The sequence below is a fragment of the Paenibacillus urinalis genome (assembly GCF_028747985.1).
Taxonomy (GTDB): Bacteria; Bacillota; Bacilli; order Paenibacillales; family Paenibacillaceae; genus Paenibacillus; species Paenibacillus urinalis.
The window spans coordinates 2,658,033-2,683,538 of the sequence record NZ_CP118108.1; the positions used below are offsets into that span (position 1 = coordinate 2,658,033).

The window sequence follows — 25,506 nt, forward strand, 5'->3', positions numbered from 1 at the left end:
ATACGTCGATCAGTTCTTTGTGTAAGCGTTTTACCTTGACTCTAGTTTCATACTTTTTTCTGATGCAAAGGAGAGGGATGTTTTGCGTAATTTACTCAAAGCTAGCAAAAAAGCCGCCGTATTAACGACTACACTGACGGTATTGTGCAGCGTTATTGGAACTTCGGGGTATGCGAGTCCAGAAGTGGATACGGCAAAGAAGGGGAAGCCTGCCAATAAAGCTCCCGTGTTTCAGGAGGGCTCGGTGCATGACCCATCTGTAATCAAGGTGGATGATATCTATTATGTGTTCGGTTCTCATCTTGCTGCTGCGAAGACGAATGATCTGATGAACTGGGATATGGTCGCAGCGGGTGTTGCTGATGGCAACAAACTGATCCCGAATGTGACAGAAGAACTTAAGGAAACACTTGAATGGGCACAGACCACTACCCTGTGGGCAGCCGATGTTATTCAACTGGAAGATGGACGTTATTATATGTACTACAATGCTTGTAAAGGGGATTCTCCAAGATCTGCACTTGGTGTAGCGGTAGCGGATCATATTGAAGGACCTTATGTTGATCAAGGGATCATGCTGAAATCCGGCATGTGGGGCGAACCGAGTGAAGATGGAACCATTTACGACGCAACCATTCATCCGAACGCCGTAGACCCGGATGTATTTTTTGATGAGAACGGGAAGCTATGGATGGTATACGGATCTTATTCAGGCGGTATCTTCATCATGGAGTTGGACCCCAAAACCGGTAAACAGCTGCCAGGACAAGGCTACGGCAAGAAGCTGATGGGCGGTAACCACAGCCGGATTGAAGGCCCTTATATCTTGTACAGTCCTGAAAGCGATTACTACTATATGTTTGTATCCTTTGGCGGGCTGGATGCGGTAGGCGGATATAACATCAGGGTTGCGAGATCCAAGAATCCGGACGGTCCGTATGTGGATGCAGAAGGAAATGATATGATTCAGGTCAAAGCAAATCCAGAGCTGCCTCTGTTTGATGATCGGTCTATTGAACCTTTTGGAGTAAAGCTCGTAGGAAACTATCAATTCACGAGAGAGCTTGGAGATCCAGGAGCAGGGACAGGTCTTGGCTATATTTCTCCAGGTCACAATTCAGCTTATTATGATGAAGAGACAGGCAAGCATCTGCTGTTCTTCCATACCCGTTTCCCAGGTCGTGGGGAAGAGCACGAGATTCGCGTCCATGAAATGTATATGAATGACAAAGGATGGCCAGTCGTCGCACCTTACCGCTATACGGACATCCAGCAGAAGGAAGTGAAGAAGAACGAGGTAGCAGGCAGCTACAAAATGGTGAATCATGGCAAAGACATTTCAGCGGAGCTCAAAACATCCGTCATTGCTACACTGGAGAAGAACGGCAAGATCAGCGGTGATGTGAAGGGCACCTGGAGCATGGATAAAGACGGGATAGCAACACTTAAGGCAGATGGCGTTACCTATACAGGGGTATTCACGAACGAATGGGACGAATCGGCTCAGAAAAATGTAGTAACCTTCAGCGTTTTATCTGATTCCGGAGTCGCGTTATGGGGCAGCCAAATGGAGGAGTTGAAGGATAAGGAAGTGGTTGCCGCGGTGAAAAAAGATCTCAATCTAGGCAATACTGCGGCAGTATATCAGAATATCAATTTGCCTGTGACTGGAACCAGAGACAGTGTGATTTCATGGACTTCTTCTAATGAAGGTGTCATTTCTAAGGCTGGAATTGTCACAAGACCTGCGGCTGGTGAAGATAATGCGGTGGTGAAGCTTACAGCAACGATTCAAAAGGGTAAAGTACAGGATACCAAAACGTTTAATGTCACTGTACTTGCTGAAATCGAAGGTCCGAAGCTGGTCGAGTATGATTTTGAAGGAATATCGGGACAATCGGTTCCTGACCTCAGCAGCAACGGATTTGATGGTACACTGATTGGTGGAGCTGAACCACAAGGATCTGGCAAACAAGGTCAAGCGATCAAATTCAATGGTACAGATGGTTATGTGGAAGTGCCTGAGTTAGTTACAGATGCAGAAGACTTCACCTTCGCAGCGTGGGTATACTGGAACGGTGGGGGAGATTGGCAGCGAGTCTTTGATTTTGGCAATGGGCTCGGCAAGCATATGTTCCTGACACCTTCTCAGCATCTGGGAGTTATGCAGTTTACCATCCATAATGGAGTGGATCAAAGTTTACTTGCACCTACGAAGCTTCCAGTGAATGAATGGACGCATGTTGCAGTTACACTCGAAGGAAACACGGGCAAGCTGTATGTGAACGGAGAGGTCGTTACAGCGAGCGATCAGATGACTTTTAATCCAAAAGAGCTCACCACGACCGATGCGTATCTTGGCAAGAGCCGTTATGCGGCAGATCCGTATTTAAACGGCAGCCTCGATGAAGTGAAAGTATACAATAAGGCACTTACAGATGAAGAAATTAAAGAACTGGCTGAGTAATACAAACTAATTATTTGAACTATATAGAAGAGGATGGATCTTTTGAAGCCCACTGGCCTCAAGCGATCCATCCTTTTTAATGATTACTGTATTGAGGCTTTGTTCTGCGTTCAGAAATAAATGAACCAACCAAAGTGAGGAGTGCTCCAACCACCATAGTCCAGGAAAGGGGCTCGTTCAGTACTAAATGGGAGGCAATGACTGTAATAACAGGGACCAAGTAAATATAGATACTTGTCTTGACAGCGCCTAGAATGCCCACTGCCCGGTTCCAAGTCACGAAGCAGAGTGCCGATGCGCCAATCCCAAGATAGAGTAAATGCAGCAGGCTCATAGGTTCGGTTAGCTTAGCTAAGCTCAGGTCTAACTCAAATAGGAACAGTGTTGGCAGCATAAAGACTAAACCATAGAAGAACACTTTTCGTGTAGATCCGATAGTATGATAGCTTTTTTCGCTGATTTTTTTCATAAGTACTGAATAAATTGCCCATAGAATAGGGGCCAGGAAGGCTAGGAAATCACCGAGCGGATTTAGATTGAGCACAAAACTGCCGTTAAATCCAATCAGTATGATCCCGATGAGTGCTACGATAAATCCAACCATGAATGATATGCTCAGTTTTTCCCCTTTCAGAAAAAAATGTGCGAATAAAGCCGTGAAAAAGGGAGCAATGGAAACGATGATGCCTACACTTGCTGCAAGGGTAAGGGTCAAAGCGATATTTTCCAAGAGAAAATAAAGGGTTACTCCACATAGTCCAGCACCTGCAAACAGCAGCTCTTCTTTGATTGATCTCGTTTTAACCGTTCGAGGGTAGAGCAGCAACAGAATACAGTAACCAATAAGAAATCGTAAAAATAAAACCTCAATCGGATGGAAGTCAAACAGCAGAAGCTTGGTAGAAACAAAAGTAGTACCCCATATAAGGATCGTGAAAATAGCGAGCATATGTCCTGTTGATCTGGCTGGCTGCTGTATCATTATGCCTTGGCCTCCGTATATACGGTTTGTGATGTTTGCTCAGTAAATATTCTCATATATTGTTTTGGCGTAAGTCCAATGAGCTTTTTAAAATGATTAGTGAAATGGCTCTGGTCACTGAACCCGGTACGAATAGCCACCTCAATAGGGCGAACTCCTTGCTCTAGAAGCTTTTTGGCATGAATAATGCGTTGTGTCTCTAGATAGCTGTAAGGAGAAATTCCTTTTTGTTTGGTAAACGAACGGAGTAAATAATATTTACTCAGACCTGTGAGCTTACATAAATCTTGAAGGGTAATCGTTTGATCGAAATTTTGATCGATGTATTTGCATACCGTTTTGATTTCTGTGCGAAGACAGGATTCATATGAAGGGATGAACTCCTCGGTATGATCTCTTAAGAGATTTTCTATAAGTAATAAGAGTAATTCCTCTTTTTTAAAATCAGATTGGCTCTCGGAAATCATCGTGTGCAGATCTCGCAGGGTATCCGCGATCTCACTATTACACAGAACAGGTTCCTTAAAATAGGGTGTTTCCTGCTTCCCCGTGATGTCAAATACATATTTTTGCATGATGCTTGGCTGTATATTTATACAGCGGTAATCAAGCGTCCTGCCATCAACTTGCTCACATGCATGGGGATCGTAAGGATTGAAGATGATAACATCACCCGTGTTGATGATGTACTCTTTATTCTTACAAGCCAAATAGCGCTTTCCCTGTTCGATAAATCCAAGTACATAATAATCATGAAAATGGTTAGGAAATTTCTGCATAATTCCTTCAAATCGATAAGCCTCTACTTCCAAATCTGTATCATAACAAACCGTCCTATTTTCTTGAGCCACTCGCTGCACCAACTCTCTATAATCTGTCTCGCTGATGTCATTATATTATAACCAAGCTTGTGATTCTTGTAAGATGTTGCTCATTGTAGTTGAAGATAAAAAGTCTCGTACACCGTTTATTTACATGGAATTCGGTTTAAATAGCAATACTGTAGAGGTATTGATAAATAAATAGGTATGAGGTGGGATTTTTGATTCGAAAATTAATGAGAGATAAGGTATTTAGCATTTCAGCTATCATCATCACTCTCCTTGCTGTACTGGGTGCCTTAATGCCCGATGCATTCGGTAACACAGCAAGCATGCTGTACAATTTAACAACCAATAATTTTGGTTGGTTTTATCTGCTGTCTATTTTCGTTATTATCGTGTTCCTCATCTGGGTGGCTGCCAGTAAGTATGGAACGATCCGCTTAGGCGGGGAGAAAGAAAAGCCGCAGTATCCCTTTTTTACATGGATCGGAATGCTGTTCTCAGCCGGTTTCGGTGTGGGTCTCGTATTCTGGGGCGTAGCTGAACCAATGAGCCATTTCTTTGATACGCCATTTGGAGGCGTGGCATCACAGTCGGAAGAAGCTGCACGCGTTGCCATGGGCTATTCCTTCTTTCACTGGGGAATCAGTCAATGGTCTGTATTTGCGCTCGTTGGTCTCGTCATTGCATTCCTTCAATTTCGTAAGGAGAAGGATGGACTTGTATCTACAGCGCTGGAGCCCGTTACGGGTAATAAACCCGCAGTAAAGAAAACGATTGATATTCTGGCTGTCATTGCTACGGTTATGGGGATTGCGACCTCCATCGGACTAGGTGTTATGCAAATGAGCGGTGGAATAAGCACTTTGACAGGAACCAGCAACGGTACGCTTATTCAATTAGGAATACTTGTTGCTATATTTATTGCGTACATGATCTCATCGACGACAGGTCTGGACAAAGGTATCAAGTATCTAAGTAATTTAAATCTGGGTGTAGCACTGCTGTTCCTTCTATTTGTATTTACGCTTGGTCCGACGGTGTTTATTCTGGAGACGTTTACGCTGGCACTGGGTGACTACATAACGAATTTCATATCGTACAGTCTACGCTTGCAGCCCTATACTGAGGGGACTTGGGTAAGAGATTGGACGATATTCTACTGGGCTTGGGCGATTGCCTGGTCCCCGTACGTAGGCGCTTTTGTAGCAAGAGTATCCAGAGGCAGAACGATCAGAGAGTTTATCGTAGGAGTTATGGTCGTACCGCCGCTCATTGCCTGTCTCTGGATTGCAACCTTTGGTGGAACGGCGATTTGGTTCGATCTTCATGAATCCACAGGCATCGCGGCAGCGGTTAACGAGGATGTTACTTCGGCATTGTTCCAGCTCTTTGGACAGCTGCCATTCTCAACGGTCATGTCCATTTTGTCTATTCTGCTCATCCTTACTTTCCTTGTCACTTCTGCAGATTCGGCAACTTACATCTTGTCCAGCATGACAACGAAAGGGAGCTTGAACCCGCCAATGACGGCGAAGGTGGTGTGGGGAACATTGATGGCTGCCATCGCGGGGGTTCTCTTATACAGCGGCGGTCTCGAGGCGCTTCAAACCGCATCATTGATAGCCGCCTTACCATTCACTGTAATATTGCTGCTCCTAATCATCGCTGTTGTGAAGCTGCTTAGGAAGGAACCACTCCCGATCAGGAAAGCAGATCTGAGACGATATCGTCGATTGGAAGAAGCTGCGAATAAAGCATCTGATAAACCAAGAAAATAGGAAGGAAGAAGCAAGCGCTTAAAGGCGCTTGCTTTTTTTTTGCTATTTTTGCTATTAGGTTTGTGTATAGTTATTTACGATCTTTAATCAAAGAATAAATGTATAATAATTCAAGAAGGGAATTTAAGAGGTTAAGGAAAAATATTGGATAGCTAATAAATGACAAATGAGGTGCAATTCCGATGAAATTAAGGGAGAACAGAGATTTTGTTCGTTTTTGGGTTTCTTCTACAGCTTCAAGTTTTGGTACATATATAACTACGCTTGCTCTTCAGGTATTAGTGGTTGAACATTTGGGAGGGGGTGCGGTAGATTTAGGCTGGGTTTCAGCATCAAGGTGGCTTCCCTACATACTCTTAGGATTAATTGCTGGTGTTCTCGTTGATCGTTTTCACCGGAAGACTATATTGGTCATAACAGATATAGGACGTGGCATTGTTCTAATCTTTATTTGTTTAATGTCTATTTCAGGAATGATCAGTATTGGTTGGCTAATTACCCTCTTAGTTTTGTTTGGTGTATTATCACTATTTAATGATACTGCCTACCAGTCCTTTGTGCCACAATTGGTCCCTCGTCCTTTATTAACACGTGCAAATGCAAGGTTAGAACAAAGTTCAGCCGTCGCGGAGGCAAGTGGTCCAGCAATTGGAGGTGGACTTGTTTCATTCGTGAGTGCACCGTTTGCCCTTCTTTTTGATGCCTTATCGTATTTGTTTTCAGGAGTATAATTGATATCAATTAAACATCCATTCTCAAAAAGAATGAATACGGAGCCTCTTGGTCAGCAAATTAAGGAAGGATTGAGATGGGTTTATCAACATCCATATCTGCGCACACTTGCTCTGAATACCCATCTATGGTTCCTCTTTCATAGTATGACAATGACAATACTAACCTCTTTTTATCTAATTGATCTTAGCCTTAATGCTACACTTCTTGGATATATCCTCAGTGCTTCCGGTGTTGGTGCAGTTGTTGGGACCTCACTATCTCATATCGTTGGTACACGATTTGGTGTTGGACGTGGCATCACTTTTTCTCGAATTCTTTATGCACCAGCAGTTATGTTGACGGCTCTAGCTTCAACAGTTAACCATTCTGAGTCCCAGTTCACTGTCCTCCTGTATGTGATTGTAGGACAGTTCGTTTATGGATTTGCGATGGGGATTGAGGGACCTCTTGAAATGGGATACAGACAATATGTCACACCACCTCACCTTCAAGGTCGTATGAATGCCACACTTCGATCTATTAACCGTAGTGCTGTTGTTATTGGAGCTCCACTAGGAGGAGGACTTGCTGAACATCTAGGTTTCACCACAGCTGTATGGATTCCGCTAGTTGGATTAGCAATATGTGGGCTATGGTTCAGCCTTTCGTCAATACGAAAAGTTCATTTAGAAGATGACAAAATTAATCTAGATCCCCCTTGAGATACTTTATTTACATTGGAATTTCCGCTTAAGCCCATGCCTATTGTTTTCCCTCGATTTTCAAACTATGATATATTGATTTACAGAGAAAATAGGAGGATCGAGTCAGAAATGGACAACCTGTTCCTGATCGGGGAGATTTCAAAGCTCTTTCAGATCGACATTCGTACACTTCGGTACTATGACGAAATAGATTTATTTAGACCGGCGTCCGTGGACACCACTACGGGATATCGCTATTACTCAATAGATCAATTTGAACAGCTGAATACCATCCTCTATCTGAAGGCACTCGGCGTTCCGCTCAAACAAATCAAGCAGTTTCTCGATCATCGCGATATTGATCATATCCTGCAGCTCCTTCAGGAACAGCATCAAAGAACGGTAGATAAAATCAATGAGTTCACACAAATTAAGCAAAAGATAGAAAGTCGAATTCATCAAATCCAGGATGCAGCCAATGTGAATGAGCTGTATAAAATTCGTGAGATAGAGCTGCCCGAAAGAGCGATTGTAGTCCTGAAGCATAAGATACATAAGAGTGATAATTTAGAATTGCCGATTCGTATGCTGGAGAATCAAACCAAGATGAAATCAACGATTTTTCTGGGAAAAGTAGGACTATCCATTGCATTGGAGAGCCTTATTGCAAGACGCTTTGAGGAGTATGATTCGATCTTTGTCGTTGTTGAGGAAGAGGGTAAGCCATTTCATATAGAACAGAAGCTTCTTCCTCAAAGTATGAATATTACGATTCGGTTTGCAGGTACACATGAGGATGCAGCCCCATATTATGAACAGCTGATGGATTACATTGCAGACAATGGCTATCGTATCATGGATGATGGGCTAGAGATTACGTATATCGATTATGGTCTTACGCAGGATACGTCCAAGTTTGTAACCGAAATACAGATCCCTGTAAAATAACATTGACCCTCCAGTAACTGGAGGGTTTATTCTGTGTTTAACAAAAACCCAAATAGGAGAGGAAATCAAGTGATAGGAACGATTGTAAATGTAGCAACGATCCTGGTGGGAAGTGCACTGGGAAGTATATTTAAGAAGGGAGTCGGGGAGCGCTACCAGGACATTTTGATGCAGGCGATGGGGCTGGCTGTTACCGCACTTGGCATTAGCTCCATCGTTAAATATTTGCCTGACAGTCATTATCCTGTACTGTTCATCGTCAGTCTAGCGGTAGGTGGTCTGATTGGAGAGAGGCTGAATCTTGAGAGCAGCTTCAAAAGCGCAGTATCCCGCATCTCGAAAGGGAATCTGGCAGAAGGTTTAACGACAGCGATCATGCTGTTCTGTATCGGTACATTATCCATTGTGGGACCTATTGAAAGTGCACTGAACGGTAATCATACTTACCTGCTGTCCAATGCAATGTTAGATGGGATCACGTCCATGGTGCTGGCATCCACCTTTGGCTTTGGAATTGCCTGGTCAGCTGCTGTGCTGTTCTGCTGGCAGGGATTAATTTATGTGCTCGCAGGTGCGGTAGCTGGTTATATTACGCCCGAGCTGCTCACCGAAATTTCGATCGTAGGCGGCGTGCTTATTCTTAGTTCCGGGCTCAGCATTCTGGGTATCAAGCATTTCAAAACGATGAATATGATCCCAGCGTTGTTCATCCCCGTCATTTTTATCGTCATTAAGAATATGCTCGGGCTGTAATATATTTAGTAGTTTAGAGCTGGACGGATTGCTAGTCGGAACTTACTTGAATCGATAAGCCCTGGGCTCGTCAAACCAGAAGCTGCCGTCTTGAGAAAAGTCGATATAAGGACTAGGGGATATCTCCTCAACTCGTCTTATTTCCTCTTCCGTAAGTTTGATATCGAGTGCCTTAAGATTGCTATGTAGCTGTTGTTCATTTCTAACTCCAATTACGGGAATCACACTTGGCCGATGAAGCAGCCAGGCAAGAGCAAATTGACCGAGTGTAATTCCTTTGGCCTCAGCTATTTCAGCGAGTTTGTCCACTTTAGCCAGCTTATCACGATTCACTGGAGCTTCTGTATCCATCCGTTCACCGCGAGAATTTGATGGAAGGGGTTGTCCGCTGCGATATTTGCCGGATAACCAGCCCCCATCTAATGGAGAGTAAGCTAATGTTGACAATCCATGCCGCTCGGAGACAGGTAAGATCTCCTGTTCAATATAACGATTGAACATGTTGTAGGATGGCTGATTGGTGACAAAGCGCTCCAAATTCATCTTCTCACTGACCCACAGGGATTCAACAATACGCCAAGCTTCAAAATTCGAACATCCAATGTATCGTACTTTGCCTTGAGTAACGAGATCATCCATCGCACGAAGAGTTTCGTCAAGCGGAGTGTATGGATCCGGGCGGTGGATCTGATACAAATCGATGTAATCCGTATTCAGTCGCTTCAAGCTTGCCTCTACCTGCCGCATAATGCGATATCGACTGGCTCCTTCACCATTGACGCCTTCGGCGGTCCGTACTTTAAACTTGGTCGCAACGATGAATTGATCCCGTCTTCCATGAAGCGCCTTGCCAATAATCTCCTCTGTCGTTCCTTTACCATATGTATCTGCCGTATCAATGAAATTAATCCCCGAACCCAGCACCTTGTCAATGATAGACAGAGAGCTGCTCTCATCCATATCCCAGGCACCATATGTCATTGTACCGAGACAGAGTCTGGATACTTGCAAACCACTTCTTCCGAGATAAGTGTATTCCATTTTGCATACCTCCTGTATTCCTGGATTAGGTTTTTCATCTTATACGATATCCGTTAACATGTGATTTTGTCAAAATCAGCCAGTTTCCAACATAACGTGAAGCGTTGTTGCTTCTGTAGTTGTTATACTTTACCTTTCGAAGCAGTCCATTTATAATTTGTTTAGCAGGAGAATGCATGTTCTTATTATTTTCTTGATTTCGGAACACAGGATTCCTTCATACGCAAGCAAGCATACATATCGGGACTCAAAGAATAGGGAGGAATTAAATGTTGGCCGTAATTTATGCCATAGTGGCAGCCATCATGATTGTCATCGCCGCTAGAATTATTATCCGTATATCGAGAAGGCGCAGGCGAAGGGAGCTTAATCCTTACAAGATCACTATTAAAGACATCGATCGTATGGAAGATGGCAAGGATTTCGAAGAATATTTGTTTCGCTTATTTCTCGCCTTGGGATACGAAGATGCTTACAAGACCGTGAGCAGCCGGGATTTTGGAGCGGATCTGGTGTTTACCGATCGGAATGGGAATCGGGCAATTATTCAGGCCAAGCGATATGCAGTTAGTAATCCGGTAGGGCTGTCTGCTGTACAGGAGATATATAGTGCGATGCCATTTTACAGGGCCCAGAAGTCTATCGTTATTACATCTGGCATTTATACGGATGCTTGCTTGAAGCTGGCAGGATATAATGGTGTAAGGCTGCTGGACCGCGAGGATTTAATTGACATTATGAATGATCTTCGCAGCCGGCATGAGGATGCAGCAATGGATTTAATAGAAGCAGAGCCGGAACGACTGCTCGATTCATGGGATGATTACTTGAGAGACAAGCAGTATAAAAAAGAGCGTTTGCTGAGAGGGTGAGGTATGATGGAACAAAGAACGACGGACAGGCTGGTATTACGGTCCTTGGACCGACAGGACGCTGCTGCAATGGAAGCCTTGCTGACTGAAAAGGATATTGCAAGTACGACATTAAACATTCCTTATCCCTATCCTGCAGGAACTGCCGAAGCTTTTATAGTACGGAGGCAAGCCATTCAGTCTAAGGGAGATGGGTATTCCTTTGCCGTTCTTGATGCACTGACAACCGAGTTCATGGGCGTCGTGGGGTTGCAGGTTAACCGTAATCACAATCATGCTGAGCTTGCTTATTGGATTGGCAAACCGTTTTGGGGACAGGGATATGGTACGGAAGCGGCTCAATGTGTACTCCAATTTGCTTTTTACGATCTGCAATTAAATCGGGTTTGGGCAGCAGCGTTAGTTCGTAATCCTGCTTCTTCCACAGTCATGAGAAAGATTGGCATGAAGCTAGAGGGGACATTCCCGCAGCATGTGATGAAGTGGGGACAATATGAGGACTTGGAGTATTACGGCATATTGGCTTCTGAGTACAAGGAATGACTGTACAACCATTTTTCCATCATTTACAATAAGAACAGTCTATACATACGAGGTGAAGAGGATGGCATTCCGTATCGTTCGAAGTAATTAATCATCGGGCTGGGTAAAACGCGTACCAGCCGCCAAGGGGGCAGTCTGCCCTTTGGCCGAGTGTTGATTAATGACTAGAACGGTGCCCGGAATTGACCATTTTTATAAAAAGAGTCAAGGGACACTGCAAGAGGACAAATACGCCTATGGCCGGAGAGCCAGGGTTCATTTGTCACTGCTATGGTGCTTCCTTGGCTTTTTTTACATTTCACTGATGGAGGTTAGACGTGTCTTGTTGAAGAGCTGTGTAAAGCATTTTAGATGGATGATTGTCATATATATTCTGATTGGATTTGCCATTCAATACTTAGAAGCACTGGGGATCCAAATGTTCCAGCAATTACTGGATACCATTATTACTGTGGAGCATATCGAAGAAATGATATGGTTCATCATCCTCTATGGTGCGGTGCTCATCGGATTGACTATTCTGAATTATGTCGATGAATATCCAAATACCTATTTATCAAACAGCATTGTTGAGAAACTAAAGATCTTCGCATTAACCAAAGTGTCCAAAATTGATTATGCATCGTATCAAAGTATTGGAACCGGCGAGATGATCAAGGTGATTGAGAACGGAGCTCAGGCAGGAGGCAAAATGCTGCATTCGTTCTACCTCACCATATTTCATGAGTTGCTTCCAAAGATTGCGTTCAGCCTGTTATTTATCGGATTATATAATATCCATATTATGTTCATTATTTTAGCCGGCTACGTGCTTGTATTCGTAATGACGCACTTGCTGCTTAAGACCCTCTATCGTGTGAAAGCATCGCTGATCGCAGATCAGGAGCAAATGTCGAGATACACCGTTCGCGGATTTATGGAGCTGGTTGTGTTTCGCTTGAATAGGCGTTATCAGAGAGAAATCGATCGAATGACTCGTACATCGGGTCAAATCATCAAGAGAAGTACTCAGATTAGACTTGTGCATGAAGCATTTTTTGCGATTTTTGCTCTGTTTGTTAATGTGATCAAGATCGGAGTTATCTTCTACGGTGCGAACCAAATCATTGCAGGTGACTTGTCTATTGGTGTCATTGTTGCGATGATCATGTTCATTGATCAAGTATATATGCCAATTGCAATCTTCAATGTGCTGTATGTGGATTACAAGCTGGACCGGGTTACTTATTCGCGGTTTGAAGCTTTCCTGAACAAACCAGAGGATCAGAATCTAGATATCGGCATTTCAATTAGTGCCCTGAGAGGAAGAATTGAGTTTGATAAGGTCACTTACGATTATGAGAATCATCGAATCTTAAACGAGGTTAGCTTTACAATTGAGCAGGGCAGCTCGGTTGCCATTGCCGGCATGAGTGGGAGTGGTAAATCAACCATCGTCAAGCTGATGACGGGCCTGCTCAAGAAAAAATCCGGCAGAATATTAATCGATGGGATTAATATTGACGAGCTTCATCTTCATCATCTGTATGATCAGTTGTCCTACATTTCGCAGGAGCCCCCGATTTTTGATACGACGATTCGTCATAATCTGCTGCTGCCGAATCACTGCGATGAAGACTTATATGAATTGCTGGATAAGGTTGGCTTGAAAAATAAAGTGAGAGGACTTCCTCAGCAGCTGGACACTTGGGTGAGGGAAAGAGGGACCAAATTGTCTGGCGGGGAGAAGCAAAGGCTTGCTTTTGCCCGGATTATGGGTCAGCAGCGTCCGCTTGTAATTCTGGACGAACCAGTGTCTGCGCTGGACAATATTCTAGAGAAGCAGATTATGCGTGAGATGCTGCATATGTTCAAGGAGAAGACGATGCTTGTGGTTGCACATCGGCTTAGCTTCATCAAGGATGTTGATAAAATACTATTAGTGAAAGACGGAGCGATTGAAGATGCAGGGAGTTTCGAGGAGCTCATGTGTCGCAGCAACTATTTTCAGGAATTATGGAACAAGGAGCATCAAAACACCTTTCAAAAAGTTCAATAAGATATAGAAACAGGAAAAAGGCTGCCTTCTGGGCAGCCTTTTTGTATTTTTAATGCGTATCTTCATTAACAGCAGGTTTACCGACTTCAACCAGCACTTTGTTTCCAATAAGAGTGAATACCAATACCAGCAGCAATATGCCGGTTCCCATCAGCAGCCATTCTATAGCGACGACATCCGCAACGGGGCCAAATACAAGCATGCCAAGCGGCATCATCGAAGTGGATATCATCGTGAGGACACCAAACACTCTTCCCAGATAGTCGGGCTCTACTTTTTCTTGCAGGAGGACAGTGAATGGCGTATTAAAGAAAGGCATTGCGAGTCCAAACAAGCTCATAAAGGTTAAGTAAATGGCGAAGATCGGGACTACGCCAAGTGCGATCGTAGCCATGGTATGGATTTTGTTTTTGAACCCGCCCCAGGTTGCGAGCAATATTCCTCCGATCATCATGCCAATCGCAAATGTAATTTCAATAGCGGTTAATCTCCATACATCACTTCCAAAGGTTCTTGTAACCTGCAAAGGTGTGAGAAAAGCAGCAGGTGCAGCAAGAACGTTAAATAATGCGACATAAACGAAAAATTTCTTCAGGAAGGTGTGATCGCCAATATATTTAATACCTTTTTTCAAATCTTCCAAATAGCTGGTAGTTTGATCCTGCATCGCCTTGGTATGCGCAGAAACACGAAGGAAGAACAAGAGAGTAAGAATCGCAATTAGTGCCGTAACGACGTCGATAAAGAAAATGACTTCAATGCTGGCCTTCGTAAGCAATGCTGCGCTTGCCATAGGAGATATGATCATGATGAAGGCTTGGATACTTCCGTTAATTCCGTTAACTCTGGTTAATTGATCCTCTGGTACAAACTGTGGAAGAATGGCCCCTACTGCCGGAGTCTGTATCCCTGTGCCGACCGCCCGAATTGCAGACATCACGAAGAGCAGCCAAATGGCCTCGTAACCAAGCAGGAACAACACAGCAAGTACCAGTGTCGATAGGGCAATCATGGAGTCTGCGAGCATAATCAAGAGCTTCCGGTTATACCGGTCTGCCCATACTCCTGCAAAGGGGGATAGGAAGAAGGCAGGAACAAATCCGCAAATAATGGAGATGGTCATCATAATGCCGGATTGGGTCTCCAAAGTGATATACCACATGATGGCATACTGAACCAGCGAGGAGCCGAATAGCGAAATGGTCTGGCTGGTTAAGAATAGGGCGGTGTTCTTTTTCCAGGCGTTAGCAACTCCATTGTTACTTACCATGTGTGCAAGCATCCTTTACTATTATATTGGTTTAAGCCCTGAAGATTTAGTTGTTTAACTGTACATTGTTTGCTCAACTTATAGCCTGATGGGAGGGCTCAATAGGAGTAGTGAATTGGACGGATGATCTGCAATCCGAAAATGTCCCATTGGATTATAACACGATGACTGCACCAGGAATAGCAGGTATTTACATTTATAGTGTTTATGCTTCCTGGGACAAGGGAAGTGCCAGCTATATGTTTACAATTAGAGTCGAATAGTACGCTGTTAAACTTCTGAATCATTTTGGATGTAAATTGCAATTTGCGGATAATATAACATCTAGAATCTATTTCATTTCAGAAGGAGCGATTCATATCAAAAAAGAAATGACAAAATTTCTAGCATACAGTGTGCTGGTGACAGGACTGCTGATGTGGCTCTCCGATGCTTCCTTCATCACTTCATGGTTTGCTGCTCTGCTGATTGCTTCTATCGGTTTTTTATTCGGAGATATTGTAGTATTTCGAAAAACGAACAACATCATAGCAACGGTAGCAGATTTTGTTTTTGTATTTGCCGTTCTATGGATATTTAAGGAGCTTATGTTCTGGAACACCACACTCACAGACATTCTGATTATCTCTCTGGTTATGGCTGCGTTCGAATATGTCTTCCACATATGGGTAGATCATGATAATCGTGAACTGAGGAAGAAGCAGACTTACGGAACCAAAGAGTCCTAATCATCTTTTCTCGAACATGAAAGGGAGGTATTTCGTATTGAGGACGGAAGCTAGTCGGTTGTTAATCGCAGCTCTAGGCGGTGTCAACGAAATCGGTAAAAATATGTACTTTATTCAGTATGACCGTGATCTTGTACTTATTGATTGCGGATCGAAATTCCCAGATGAAAGCCTGCCGGGAATTGATCTAATTGTGCCTGACTTCTCCTACCTGTTAGATCATCAAGAGGATATCAAGGCACTTGTGGTCACCCACGGGCATGAGGATCACATTGGCGGCATCCCCTATTTGCTCAAGCAGCTCAATATACCGGTGTATGGAACCGCATTAACCATTGGTTTAATCAAAATAAAGCTGAAGGAACACGGATTGTTAGACGAATCCCAGCTGCATGTCATCGATGAGAATTCGGTCGTTGACGCAGGCTCCATTCGAGCTTCCTTTTTTCCGACGATCCACAGTATTCCGGATTGTCTCGGCATAGTATTCGACACGCCTGAGGGCACGGTAGTCCATACAGGTGATTTTAAATTTGACATGTCGCCTGTAAATGGACCGTATCCGGACCTTCATCGGATGGCAGAGATCGGGAAGAAGGGCGTTAAGGTATTGATATCAGAGAGTACCAATGCTGAGCGTGCCGGCTTTACTCCCTCTGAACGAATTGTCGGCAGCCATATCCTTGATGCCTTCTCCAGTGCCAAACAGCAGGTGTTCATCTCCACCTTCGCTTCGAATGTGAATCGAGTCCAGCAGATTATTGATGCGGCCATTGAAACGAATCGTAAGCTGGCATTGCTTGGACGCAGCATGGTGAATGTGGTCGAAGTAGCCAATGATCTAGGTTATCTGCGAATTCCTGAAGGTCTGCTGATTGATGCAAGAGATTCCGAGAAATATCCTCCAGAGCAGATCGCCGTTCTATGTACGGGGAGTCAAGGAGAGCCTATGGCTGCATTGTCCCGGCTCGCAAGCTCACAGCATCCGCACATTGAAATATTGCCCGGAGATACGGTAATTATTGCTGCCGGAGCGATTCCTGGCAACGAACGTAATCTATCCAACGTCGTTGACAATCTGTATGGCATCGGCGCTAAAGTTATTTACGGCTCAGGCAGTGCTTCGGGTATGCACGTCTCTGGTCATGGTAGTCAGGAGGAGTTAAAGCTGATGCTGACGCTGATGAAGCCGGAATATTTATTTCCCGTCCACGGTGAATTTCGAATGCTGTACAAGCATCGCCTGCTTGCTGAATCGGTAGGTGTACCCAGCGAGAATGTATTTATCGTCAGGAACGGCGAAACCATCCAAATCAAAAATGGATCAGCTTCAATGGGACCTAAGGTACATGCAGGGAACAATCTCGTCGATGGTTTAGGCGTCGGTGATGTCGGGAACATTGTACTCAGAGATCGGAGACATCTGGCCTCTGATGGTATGCTGATCATTGTTACCACGCTAAGCAAAACAGAGCGAAAAATGATGGCTTCTCCAGAAGTTATCTCACGCGGATTCGTATTCGTCAAAGAGAACGAAGCGCTGATGGAGCAAATTCATCAAGTGATCTTGGACTCGATGGACAGTCTGTCCGAATCAGAAGCGAGTCAATGGAACCTGATCAAGCAAATCTTGAAGGATGACGTAGGACGATTTATATATAGCGAAACCAAAAGAAGACCGATGATACTACCCATCATTATCGAAGTGTAGTTCATACGGAAGAGAGGGACACATCGCTGATGTGTTCCTTTTTTTGTCATCCTTTATCGCAATCTTCATGGAAGTCCTTTATAATGGTTCACAGAAGTGATGCCACAGCAAACATATCCAGTGTGATTTGAAAACGGTGACAATTTGTGATTTGAGGAGAGGGGTACATAACATGTCGAAAACGATTAAGTGGGGAATATTAGGAACAGGATGGATCGCATCTCAGTTCACGAAGGACCTTGCCTATGCAAGCAATGGAGAGGCCTATGCCGTCGGTTCAAGAACTGCGGAGAGTGCGGAGAAATTTGCCGCCGAGTATGGAATTAAGAAAGCACATGCCAGTTACGAAGACTTGGTGAATGATCCTGAGGTGGATGCGATCTATGTAGCTACACCGCATCCTTTTCATAAGGAAAATGTTCTCCTGTGTCTAAGAGCAGGAAAAGCGGTATTATGCGAAAAGCCTTTTACAGTGAATGCCGGTGAAGTAGAAGAGCTCGTATCCTTCGCAAGAGAGAATAAGGTCTTCCTTATGGAAGGAATGTGGACGAGATTTCTCCCGGCTATATGTAAGGTAAGAGAGTGGCTGAATGAAGGGAAGATTGGAGAAATTAAGCTGGTTAAGGCGGATTTCGGCTTCCGTGCAAATTACGATCCAGAAGGCAGGCTCTTAAATCCTAAGCTTGGAGGCGGCGCATTATTAGATGCGGGGATCTATCCGGTATCCTTTGCATCCATGATCTTCGGTGCTGAACCCGAGCAGGTGTGGAGTACAGCACATATTGGGGAGACGGGTGTAGATGAAGAGTTCTCACTACTATTCTCCTACGGCAGCGGTAAAACTGCTCAGCTGAACGGAGCCGTGCGTCTCGGCCTCACCAATGAAGCTTTTATTTACGGCACTGATGGACATATCCGCATTCCGTCTTTCCTCAATGCATATACAGCAGAACTCCATGTTAACGGCAATGTAACAACGTTTGAGGATGATCGCGAAAGCATTGGTTACGCATTTGAAGCCGAAGAGCTTGGCAGATGCTTGATTGAAGGACGCACAGAGAGCTCTGTGATTCCGCTGGACGAGTCTGTATCCATTATGAAGCTGCTTGATCAAATTCGTGGCCAGTGGGGACTACGATATCCTTTTGAATAATATTCAGTAACATAAGAAGACCTGCTCCTATATTGTATGGGACAGGTCTTTCTTCATTCTTGCTATTCGTTACTGTTAATTTGGAGCTCAGCCAACTGAGCATTCCAGTTCACTTGATAACCCATTTTCTTAAGTAAAGCTGCCGGAATCATCACTGCATTCGTTTCTAAGTATGGCGTACTGCTCAGTGTTATTACTCTCCCATTGATGCTCACTTCAGGTTGGTTCATCTCAAAAGACGCAGAGGTTAGACCATTTGTGATTGTATAGAGACGTGACTCTGGACCGACATGGGATGATGAAGTTACAACCAGCTTCGCGTCTAATGCCTCAACCACTTGCCTTAGCGGAACGCTGATCAATTGATTATTCATAACAGCGGTATACGGAGAATAGAGCACCTCTCCATTCACCTTGATCGTTATGCCATCACGTACGAGCTGCGGAGTATATACCATGCTGTCTCTTGTACTAGGAATTCCGATTTCGTTCCATTTGTTTGCTCCAAATCCCCATACCTTTCCTTGCGTATCAATAGCCAGCACATGATATTCTCCTGCGGACACCTGCTTGAAGCGTTTAAGAGAAACGATATGGCCGCCTTTACCAGTCGGTCGTTTCCCGTCGATCCAGAGCTCGCCATCGGTAGTTAATAGAGCCGCATAATCACGATGAACATCTACACTCTGCATTTTCAACGCCGGGTATATTTTCCGCGGCTTCATCGATAACCGAATTTTTGAAGTGGACATATCAATGCCCCATTTGAGTGTAGTTCCTGAGGAAGTGATACCATACATTTGATCTGGAGAATAGGCGCTGACCGTGTGAAGTTCAGGTAGATTCTCAAGTTTTTTCGGTTTAGAAAATACCACCTGTTCCTTGTTATCTATCGTCACTGTGAATACCCATACGGTTCCAGCTGAATTGAGAGCATGTGCCATCTGATATGAGCTTGTGCCGATGCTGTTGATATGGACTAATCCTTTTATTTGCAGAGGTATACTTGAATGGCCGGAATGGATGTCATAATGCCATCCCCATACGGTTCCATCTTGTTTCAAAGCGAGCACGATATTGCCAAGTGTAGATATAGACTCTACATCTGTAAGAGATGGTACTTGATGAAGTGCTGTAGAAGAGTTAGAAGTCTGTGACACTGACTCCCATAACCATACCGTGCCATCCTTTTTGAGACCGAGCAGTTTCTGTCCCATCTCTTTGATCATGACAAATTCAGCAGGAATATCCAGTCTCGCAGGGCTCACGATTCTAAATAATGCGGGTGATTCCATCAGCCCGTAATTTCTTCCCCAAGTCCATACGGTACCATCAGCTCGAAGTCCAATCGAATTCCATTGTTCTGCTTCAACTTGTGTAAAGGCGGTGCTGCTAGCATGCAGTAATGAATTCGATGAGCTAGAGGATGGTGATTTAGTTAAAGAATCGGAAGCCCATAGAGTAGACCCTCCTGCATTAGTAAGAAGCATGATCGTCGTAATTATAGCTGTTACACCACGTGCTCCATGGCGCTTATTCATGTGTTTGTCCTCCTGACTGTAAATAAATTACAATCAAAAGACGTTATGAGGACCAAATAAGTTTCAGAACATATCAAATATTCATAGGAAGCGGTTATAATTTCCGTATAATATTAGAAGTATACAATTACAAATTCAAGGAGTGAATAGGATGGAACAACAGCAAATTATACATTCTGTAGTATTTTCACTGAAACACGCTCATGGCTCATCGGAAGAATCCGCATTTCTTCAAGAAGGCAAATCTGCACTCAGCAGTATTCCTACCGTTAACCATTTTCAAGTGTTTCGCGAGATCAGCCCAAAGAATACATATGATTATGGATTTTCTATGGTGTTCAACAGTCGGGAAGATTATGAGGCATACAATGTACATCCGAAGCATGTGGAGTTTGTAACTGAGCGTTGGGAGAAGGAAGTCGTTCAGTTCATGGAGATTGACTACAGCGCAGTGTAAGATGAAGCTGTTCAGCGGTGTAAGCAAGGCTTTTCATTGACGATGTTGTCATCTAACCCTGTATTGACGGATGGAATTTATTTGAATTGGTTGATTAGGCTAGACATTATTCCGGGCCGCAGGTAAAGTATAGGTTGTACACGGAGCAGTACATTCTGTGTACTTTTTATTTGGAGGGATATATATGATGATGTTGTTGTTCTTTTGATACGAGCTTAGATTAGTTCAGATCTAATTTAAAGCTCGTATCGATGAGTAATCGATACGCTAATTTTGGAGGTATCGATTCATATGACGATGAACAAATGGAAACCTATATTTATTGCTTTATATACAGGCCAATTCTTCTCATTACTGAGCAGTGCTGCGGTGCAGTTTAGTATGATCTGGTGGCTGACCGACACGACGGGTTCTCCGCTCATATTAGCCATAGCTGGAATTGCGGGTTTTCTTCCCCAGGCATTGATTGGTCCGCTTGCAGGAACCCTTATTGACCGTTATTCACGCAAACTTATGATGATTGCAGCTGATATGACCGTCGCTTTAGGGAGTCTCTTGCTATTTATCACCATGCTGTATCAAGAGCCTGGTATTGGACTTATTATTGTAGTATTGGTCATTCGGTCCTTAGCCACGGCCTTTCATATGCCTGCCATGCAGGCTACGATTCCACTGCTTGTTCCTGAAGAGCATCTGACCAAGGCTTCCGGCTGGGGTCAAATGGTAGGATCCATTACGAATATTGCTGGACCCGCGCTGGGGATGAGCATTCTTGCTGCCAGCTCCCTGGAATGGGTTCTGCTCATTGACGTCTTTGGAGCCTTGATTGCTTCAACCATTGTATTGTTCATTAAAATACCCAAGCTGTCTAAACAAGTGGAGCACAGTGGAACGAGCCTGTTAGCTGAGATGAAAGAAGGCTACCATGCGATCGTTAGCCATCCCAAGGTATGGAGATTGGCGATCCTGATCATGGTCGTCAGCATTCTATATATTCCCGTTGGTACGTACTTTCCACTGATGGTAAGAAACCATTTTGATCAGGGTGTACTTCAGGCAGGAATGGTTGAAATCGTCTTTGCCATCGGATTGATCGTGGGCGCATCCGTGATAGGGATATTCGGTGACAGATTCAGCAAGGTTCGGCTTATGGCAGGAGGCATGCTCATTATGGGCGTTGCTTTATTTATATCAGGTATTCTGCCGGCATCCTTATTCTATGTATTTGTCGTCATGAGTCTGTTAATCGGGCTCTCTGGTCCGATCTTTTCCGCTCCGTTCTCTGCATTAATTCAAAGCGAGATTGAACCGCACCTGCTCGGCAGAGTGTTTAGCTTTATAGGCAGCATGTCTTTGCTGGCGGCTCCCATTGGACTCGGCATCGCTGGTGTATTTATTGAATTCACGAATGTTGCGATGCTATTCATGGCTGCTGGTGTTCTAATCGTAGTGAATGCACTAATTACGTGGCGTCTGAAGTAAAATAGCTAGATTAATAATAAACCGCGCATTGTCACGAATCCAGGTGGCTTGCGCGGTTTTGTTATTCCATGCTGTGTAAATATAATGGTCAACATCAAATTTCCCCATTGCCCTTTATTCCGAATTTCCTATATATTGAAGGGGTCATTGGTTTCACTCTATTAGAAAATAAAATCATATGCAGAGAGGAAGCGAGAGTCCATGAAATACAGGAGAGTAGGATCAAGCGGAATCAAGGTTAGTGAGATTGGTCTGGGCAGCTGGTTAACCTATGGTACAGCGGCAGAACAGCAGGCAGCAGATGCTTGTATTGATAAGGCCTTTGAATGCGGAATCAATTTTTTTGATACGGCTAATGCGTACAATCGGGGTGAGGGAGAAAAGGCGTTAGGAGCAGCTCTAAGATCCTATAAACGCTCGGACTATGTGCTGAGCACGAAGGTGTTCTTCCCGATGGGAGAGGGACCTAATGATAAAGGTTTGTCCAGAAAAGCAATCATAGAGCAATGTGAGGCGAGTCTTACGCGTCTGGGAACAGACTATATCGACATCTATTTTTGCCATCGGTATGATGATGAAACACCTACGGAAGAGACTCTGCGTGCACTGGATGATCTAACTGCACAAGGCAAAATCCTATACGCTGCAATTAGCGAGTGGAGTCCTGCTCAGATTACAGAGGCTGCAGTCATCTCGAAACAACTGAATCTCCGTCCCCTCATTGCCAATCAACCGATATATAATATGTTCGAACGTTACATAGAAGAAGAGGTGCTGAGTGTGTCCGAGCAAGCAGGAATGGGTCAGATCGTATTTTCACCGCTTGCCCAGGGTATCCTCACAGGTAAATACAAGCCAGGAGCGAAACCGCCGGCAGGTACACGAGCAGCTAATGAAGCCGTGAATGGAGTGATCCGCAGTTACCTGCGTGACGACGTGCTTGAGGTGGTGTACCAGCTCGATGGACTAGCGAATGAACTTGGGGTGAAGCTGTCTCAGCTCGCACTTGCATGGACACTTCGCCTGCCGGGAATCAGCTCTGCATTGATAGGTGCCAGCAGACCCGAACAAATTGTGGAGAATGCGAAATCCGTAGATATTGAGCTGGATTCTACTACTCTAGCGAGAATTGATCAAATATTAGGACAAGTCAAAGATTTTACACCGATGAGATAGACTTTACTGAGATCGGTCCATTGGTTTAAGAGACAGGCTGCTGTACTGCCCGTAATGCATTTATGCGGCCATGCGCCCAGTAAGTGCCTGTACCTGCGATCGGGTCGCAAGTAAATACAATACAGTCTCTTACATTGACGTTCGATCTGCCCTGAGCTGCAAGCAGAGCTGCAAGACCTGATACGAGAGGCGCAGCCATTGAAGTACCGCTTAAATAAGCATAGCTGCTGCCAAGATACGTGGACAAGATTTGGTCACCAGGTGCTGCAACATCGACCCATGCACCGTAATTGGAAAAGGCCGACTTCACATCCGATGCATTCGTTGATGCCACTGCGACGACACCGGGGAGATAGGCCGGATACATGGGTGTTGTTGTGTTATCGTTACCCGCCGCTGCAATAACAACAGCGCCACGATCCCAGGCATACTGCACAGCCGCTTGAAGAAACGAATCGTTAGCGGGTGATCCAAGACTTAAGTTCACGACATGTGCTCCATTGTTCGCGGCATAGACAATGCCATTAGCGACACTGGACAATAAGCCATTCCCGCTGTTATCCAAAGAGCGAATGGGGATGATGGAGGCGAAGGGAGCCATGCCGGCAATGCCGACTCCATTGTTGGTTGCAGCGGCAGCTATTCCGGCGACATGCGTGCCGTGTCCATTCCCATCGCTGGTGTTAGGATCCCAATCCACGTAGTCATAACCCGGAAGTAATTTTCCAGCCAGCTCAGGATGGTCCGGCTGTACACCGGTATCTACGACCGCTATTCTTATGGCAGCAGAGCTCTGGGTGATGTCCCATGCAGCAGGAGCCAGCACTTTTTGTGGAGCATATTGATAGCCAGGATAGAAGGGGTCATTCGGAGTGTATACGGCCTTGTACACATGATTGGGTTCGGCTGATTCAATCAGCTCGTGCTTACGATATATGTTAAGCATTTTACGCATTTTTCGTTTAGAGGTAATTCGATAGAATCCTAGATCCTCATATGAATCGATAACGGTACATTTTGCTTTTTCGTGCAGAGCCTTCATGTCATCCTGTGATGTGCCCTCAACAAACTTGATAATCAGCTCGTTTGGCGCATGAGGGTGGAATTTACTGTCTGCCCGTTTGTCCCAATATCGTAATGTGATGATCGAGAGCACAATCACTGCGGCCACTGATAATCCTAAAGCCAGCCACATAACCATTCCTCCTCTATGAAATCAGTGATAGACTTGGAATATCATATGTGGGACGAGATTGAAGGCTTGGACTTCGCGGTAGTTAATTGTTGTCTTGTATACCTTACTGTTAAATGAGAGGAAATGGAGGGAAGAAAGAATGAAGAAGGTTCTAATCCTTGGCGGAACGCGTTTTTTTGGAAAAAGACTTGTGCATTACCTGCTGCAAGAAGGAAAATCTGAAATTACGGTAGCGACACGCGGAAACACACCTCTTCCTTTTGGAGAAGAAGTAAGACATCTCATCGTCGATCGCGAGGTAGAGGAGCAGCTGCGAGCAGCCGCTGAAAAAGAAGAATGGGATATCGTGTATGATAATATTTGTTACTCTCCAGATGCAGCCATGGATGCGGTGAAGCTCTTTGATGGCAGAACGAAGAAGTACGTTTTTACATCCAGTTTGTCCGTTTACGATGTAGGGGTTAAGGATGCTATGGAGGAAGAGGATTTTGATCCTTCGACGTATGGGATTCAGCATGGCAGACACGACCGCTTTACATATCAGGAGGGTAAACGTCAGGCTGAAGCTGTATTTATGCAGCAAGCCTCTTTTCCTGTCGTATGCGTACGATTCCCGATCGTACTCGGAACCGATGATTACACCAAACGTTTGCATTTCCATGTGGATCGCATTAAAGAGGGCCGGCCGATCGGACTGCCTAATCTGAACGCCCGAATGGGATTTATTCATTCAGAGGAGGCCGCACGCTTTCTGGCATGGGCAGGAGCATCCAGCATTACCGGCCCTGTGAACGCGGCATCACAGAATACCATTTCAATAGGTGAGTTGATGGAGCTCATTGAGTCGAAGACAGGTCAGAAGGCTATGCTGACGAAGGACACTGAAGAGGATGCAGCATCACCTTTTGGAGTGGAAGCCTCCTGGTATATGAACACGAATACAGCGGCCGAAGCCGGCTTTGAATTTGATAATTTGAATGATTGGCTGCCTAAGCTGGTAGATCAGCTTGCCCTTAATTAATTCCTAGAGTTAGGATGCTAACAAAAAGAACACTTCAGGCTGCATTTTTGCAACCGAAGTGTTCTTTCTTATATAGTTCCTTGTATCCTCAACTTATTACTCGAC

General features: G+C 44.5%; 21 protein-coding genes and 1 pseudogene. 16 read left to right on the forward strand and 6 right to left on the reverse strand.

Annotated features, from left to right (window positions below; all coding sequences use genetic code 11):
* The first annotated feature begins 82 nt into the window (after positions 1–82).
* The gene (locus PUW25_RS12210; RefSeq protein WP_274337088.1) at positions 83–2,467 is read left to right on the forward strand and encodes an arabinan endo-1,5-alpha-L-arabinosidase AbnB; all 2,385 of its coding nucleotides are present in this window, start codon (positions 83–85) and stop codon (positions 2,465–2,467) included.
* A gap of 76 nt (positions 2,468–2,543) precedes the next feature.
* On the opposite strand, the gene PUW25_RS12215 is transcribed toward PUW25_RS12210, so the two are convergent.
* Both PUW25_RS12215 and PUW25_RS12220 read right to left on the reverse strand, forming a co-directional pair.
* Positions 2,544–3,449, reverse strand: a complete 906-nt coding sequence (locus PUW25_RS12215) for a DMT family transporter (protein ID WP_420799948.1) — start codon at positions 3,447–3,449, stop codon at positions 2,544–2,546.
* Complete coding sequence (locus PUW25_RS12220; protein WP_274337089.1) at positions 3,449–4,300, reverse strand: AraC family transcriptional regulator; 852 nt, start codon at positions 4,298–4,300, stop codon at positions 3,449–3,451. Before PUW25_RS12220 ends, PUW25_RS12215 begins: the two co-directional genes overlap by 1 nt.
* 206 nt (positions 4,301–4,506) lie before the next feature.
* Between PUW25_RS12220 and PUW25_RS12225 the strand changes: the two genes are divergently transcribed.
* The 4 genes and pseudogenes from PUW25_RS12225 (at position 4,507) to PUW25_RS12240 (ending at position 9,173) form a co-directional block, all read left to right on the forward strand.
* On the forward strand, positions 4,507–6,054 hold the full coding sequence (locus PUW25_RS12225; RefSeq protein ID WP_047911972.1) for a BCCT family transporter: 1,548 nt from the start codon (positions 4,507–4,509) through the stop codon (positions 6,052–6,054).
* A gap of 182 nt (positions 6,055–6,236) precedes the next feature.
* Positions 6,237–7,490: pseudogene (locus PUW25_RS12230) on the forward strand (MFS transporter).
* Positions 7,491–7,601: 111 nt separating this feature from the next.
* Complete coding sequence (locus tag PUW25_RS12235) at positions 7,602–8,420, forward strand: MerR family transcriptional regulator (RefSeq protein WP_047911725.1); 819 nt, start codon at positions 7,602–7,604, stop codon at positions 8,418–8,420.
* Between the two features lie 69 nt (positions 8,421–8,489).
* Positions 8,490–9,173: a DUF554 domain-containing protein gene (locus tag PUW25_RS12240; RefSeq protein WP_205053145.1), complete on the forward strand. Its 684-nt coding sequence runs from the start codon at positions 8,490–8,492 to the stop codon at positions 9,171–9,173.
* Between the two features lie 42 nt (positions 9,174–9,215).
* Here the strand turns inward: PUW25_RS12240 and PUW25_RS12245 are convergent, their stop codons facing one another.
* Positions 9,216–10,214: an aldo/keto reductase gene (locus tag PUW25_RS12245; RefSeq protein ID WP_047911727.1), complete on the reverse strand. Its 999-nt coding sequence runs from the start codon at positions 10,212–10,214 to the stop codon at positions 9,216–9,218.
* Positions 10,215–10,483: 269 nt separating this feature from the next.
* Here PUW25_RS12245 and PUW25_RS12250 point away from each other — a divergent pair, with 269 nt between their 5' ends.
* The 3 genes from PUW25_RS12250 to PUW25_RS12260 all read left to right on the forward strand — a co-directional run bounded on the left by PUW25_RS12250 (position 10,484) and on the right by PUW25_RS12260 (position 13,667).
* A complete protein-coding gene (locus tag PUW25_RS12250; RefSeq protein ID WP_047911728.1) occupies positions 10,484–11,086 on the forward strand; it encodes a restriction endonuclease in 603 nt (200 codons plus the stop codon).
* A 3-nt stretch (positions 11,087–11,089) separates the two neighbouring features.
* On the forward strand, positions 11,090–11,629 hold the full coding sequence (locus PUW25_RS12255; RefSeq protein ID WP_052511909.1) for a GNAT family N-acetyltransferase: 540 nt from the start codon (positions 11,090–11,092) through the stop codon (positions 11,627–11,629).
* Positions 11,630–11,789: 160 nt separating this feature from the next.
* A complete protein-coding gene (locus PUW25_RS12260; protein WP_238546355.1) occupies positions 11,790–13,667 on the forward strand; it encodes an ABC transporter ATP-binding protein in 1,878 nt (625 codons plus the stop codon).
* A 49-nt stretch (positions 13,668–13,716) separates the two neighbouring features.
* Here PUW25_RS12260 and PUW25_RS12265 read toward each other — a convergent pair whose 3' ends face one another.
* Complete coding sequence (locus PUW25_RS12265) at positions 13,717–14,937, reverse strand: MFS transporter (protein ID WP_274338614.1); 1,221 nt, start codon at positions 14,935–14,937, stop codon at positions 13,717–13,719.
* A 110-nt stretch (positions 14,938–15,047) separates the two neighbouring features.
* Between PUW25_RS12265 and PUW25_RS12270 the strand changes: the two genes are divergently transcribed.
* From PUW25_RS12270 to PUW25_RS12285, 4 genes are all read left to right on the forward strand, one after another.
* Positions 15,048–15,200, forward strand: a complete 153-nt coding sequence (locus PUW25_RS12270; RefSeq protein ID WP_193746028.1) for a hypothetical protein — start codon at positions 15,048–15,050, stop codon at positions 15,198–15,200.
* Positions 15,201–15,236: 36 nt separating this feature from the next.
* Positions 15,237–15,665, forward strand: coding sequence for a DUF2512 family protein (locus tag PUW25_RS12275; RefSeq protein ID WP_047911730.1), 429 nt, complete (start codon positions 15,237–15,239; stop codon positions 15,663–15,665).
* A gap of 16 nt (positions 15,666–15,681) precedes the next feature.
* The gene (locus PUW25_RS12280; RefSeq protein WP_047911731.1) at positions 15,682–17,376 is read left to right on the forward strand and encodes a ribonuclease J; all 1,695 of its coding nucleotides are present in this window, start codon (positions 15,682–15,684) and stop codon (positions 17,374–17,376) included.
* 172 nt (positions 17,377–17,548) lie between these two features.
* A complete protein-coding gene (locus PUW25_RS12285) occupies positions 17,549–18,529 on the forward strand; it encodes a Gfo/Idh/MocA family protein (RefSeq protein ID WP_047911732.1) in 981 nt (326 codons plus the stop codon).
* A 62-nt stretch (positions 18,530–18,591) separates the two neighbouring features.
* Here PUW25_RS12285 and PUW25_RS12290 read toward each other — a convergent pair whose 3' ends face one another.
* Complete coding sequence (locus tag PUW25_RS12290; RefSeq protein ID WP_047911733.1) at positions 18,592–20,070, reverse strand: stalk domain-containing protein; 1,479 nt, start codon at positions 20,068–20,070, stop codon at positions 18,592–18,594.
* 151 nt (positions 20,071–20,221) lie between these two features.
* Here PUW25_RS12290 and PUW25_RS12295 point away from each other — a divergent pair, with 151 nt between their 5' ends.
* The 3 genes from PUW25_RS12295 (at position 20,222) to PUW25_RS12305 (ending at position 23,185) form a co-directional block, all read left to right on the forward strand.
* Complete coding sequence (locus PUW25_RS12295; RefSeq protein ID WP_047911734.1) at positions 20,222–20,527, forward strand: Dabb family protein; 306 nt, start codon at positions 20,222–20,224, stop codon at positions 20,525–20,527.
* Between the two features lie 291 nt (positions 20,528–20,818).
* On the forward strand, positions 20,819–22,009 hold the full coding sequence (locus tag PUW25_RS12300) for an MFS transporter (RefSeq protein WP_274337091.1): 1,191 nt from the start codon (positions 20,819–20,821) through the stop codon (positions 22,007–22,009).
* 201 nt (positions 22,010–22,210) lie between these two features.
* Positions 22,211–23,185, forward strand: a complete 975-nt coding sequence (locus PUW25_RS12305; RefSeq protein ID WP_047911735.1) for an aldo/keto reductase family protein — start codon at positions 22,211–22,213, stop codon at positions 23,183–23,185.
* Positions 23,186–23,210: 25 nt separating this feature from the next.
* Here the strand turns inward: PUW25_RS12305 and PUW25_RS12310 are convergent, their stop codons facing one another.
* Positions 23,211–24,380 carry a S8 family peptidase gene (locus tag PUW25_RS12310; RefSeq protein WP_205053144.1) on the reverse strand — a complete coding sequence of 390 codons (1,170 nt, stop codon included), beginning with the start codon at positions 24,378–24,380 and terminating at the stop codon, positions 23,211–23,213.
* A 139-nt stretch (positions 24,381–24,519) separates the two neighbouring features.
* Here PUW25_RS12310 and PUW25_RS12315 point away from each other — a divergent pair, with 139 nt between their 5' ends.
* Positions 24,520–25,401: an NAD-dependent epimerase/dehydratase family protein gene (locus PUW25_RS12315; RefSeq protein ID WP_274338615.1), complete on the forward strand. Its 882-nt coding sequence runs from the start codon at positions 24,520–24,522 to the stop codon at positions 25,399–25,401.
* Positions 25,402–25,506 lie beyond the last annotated feature (105 nt).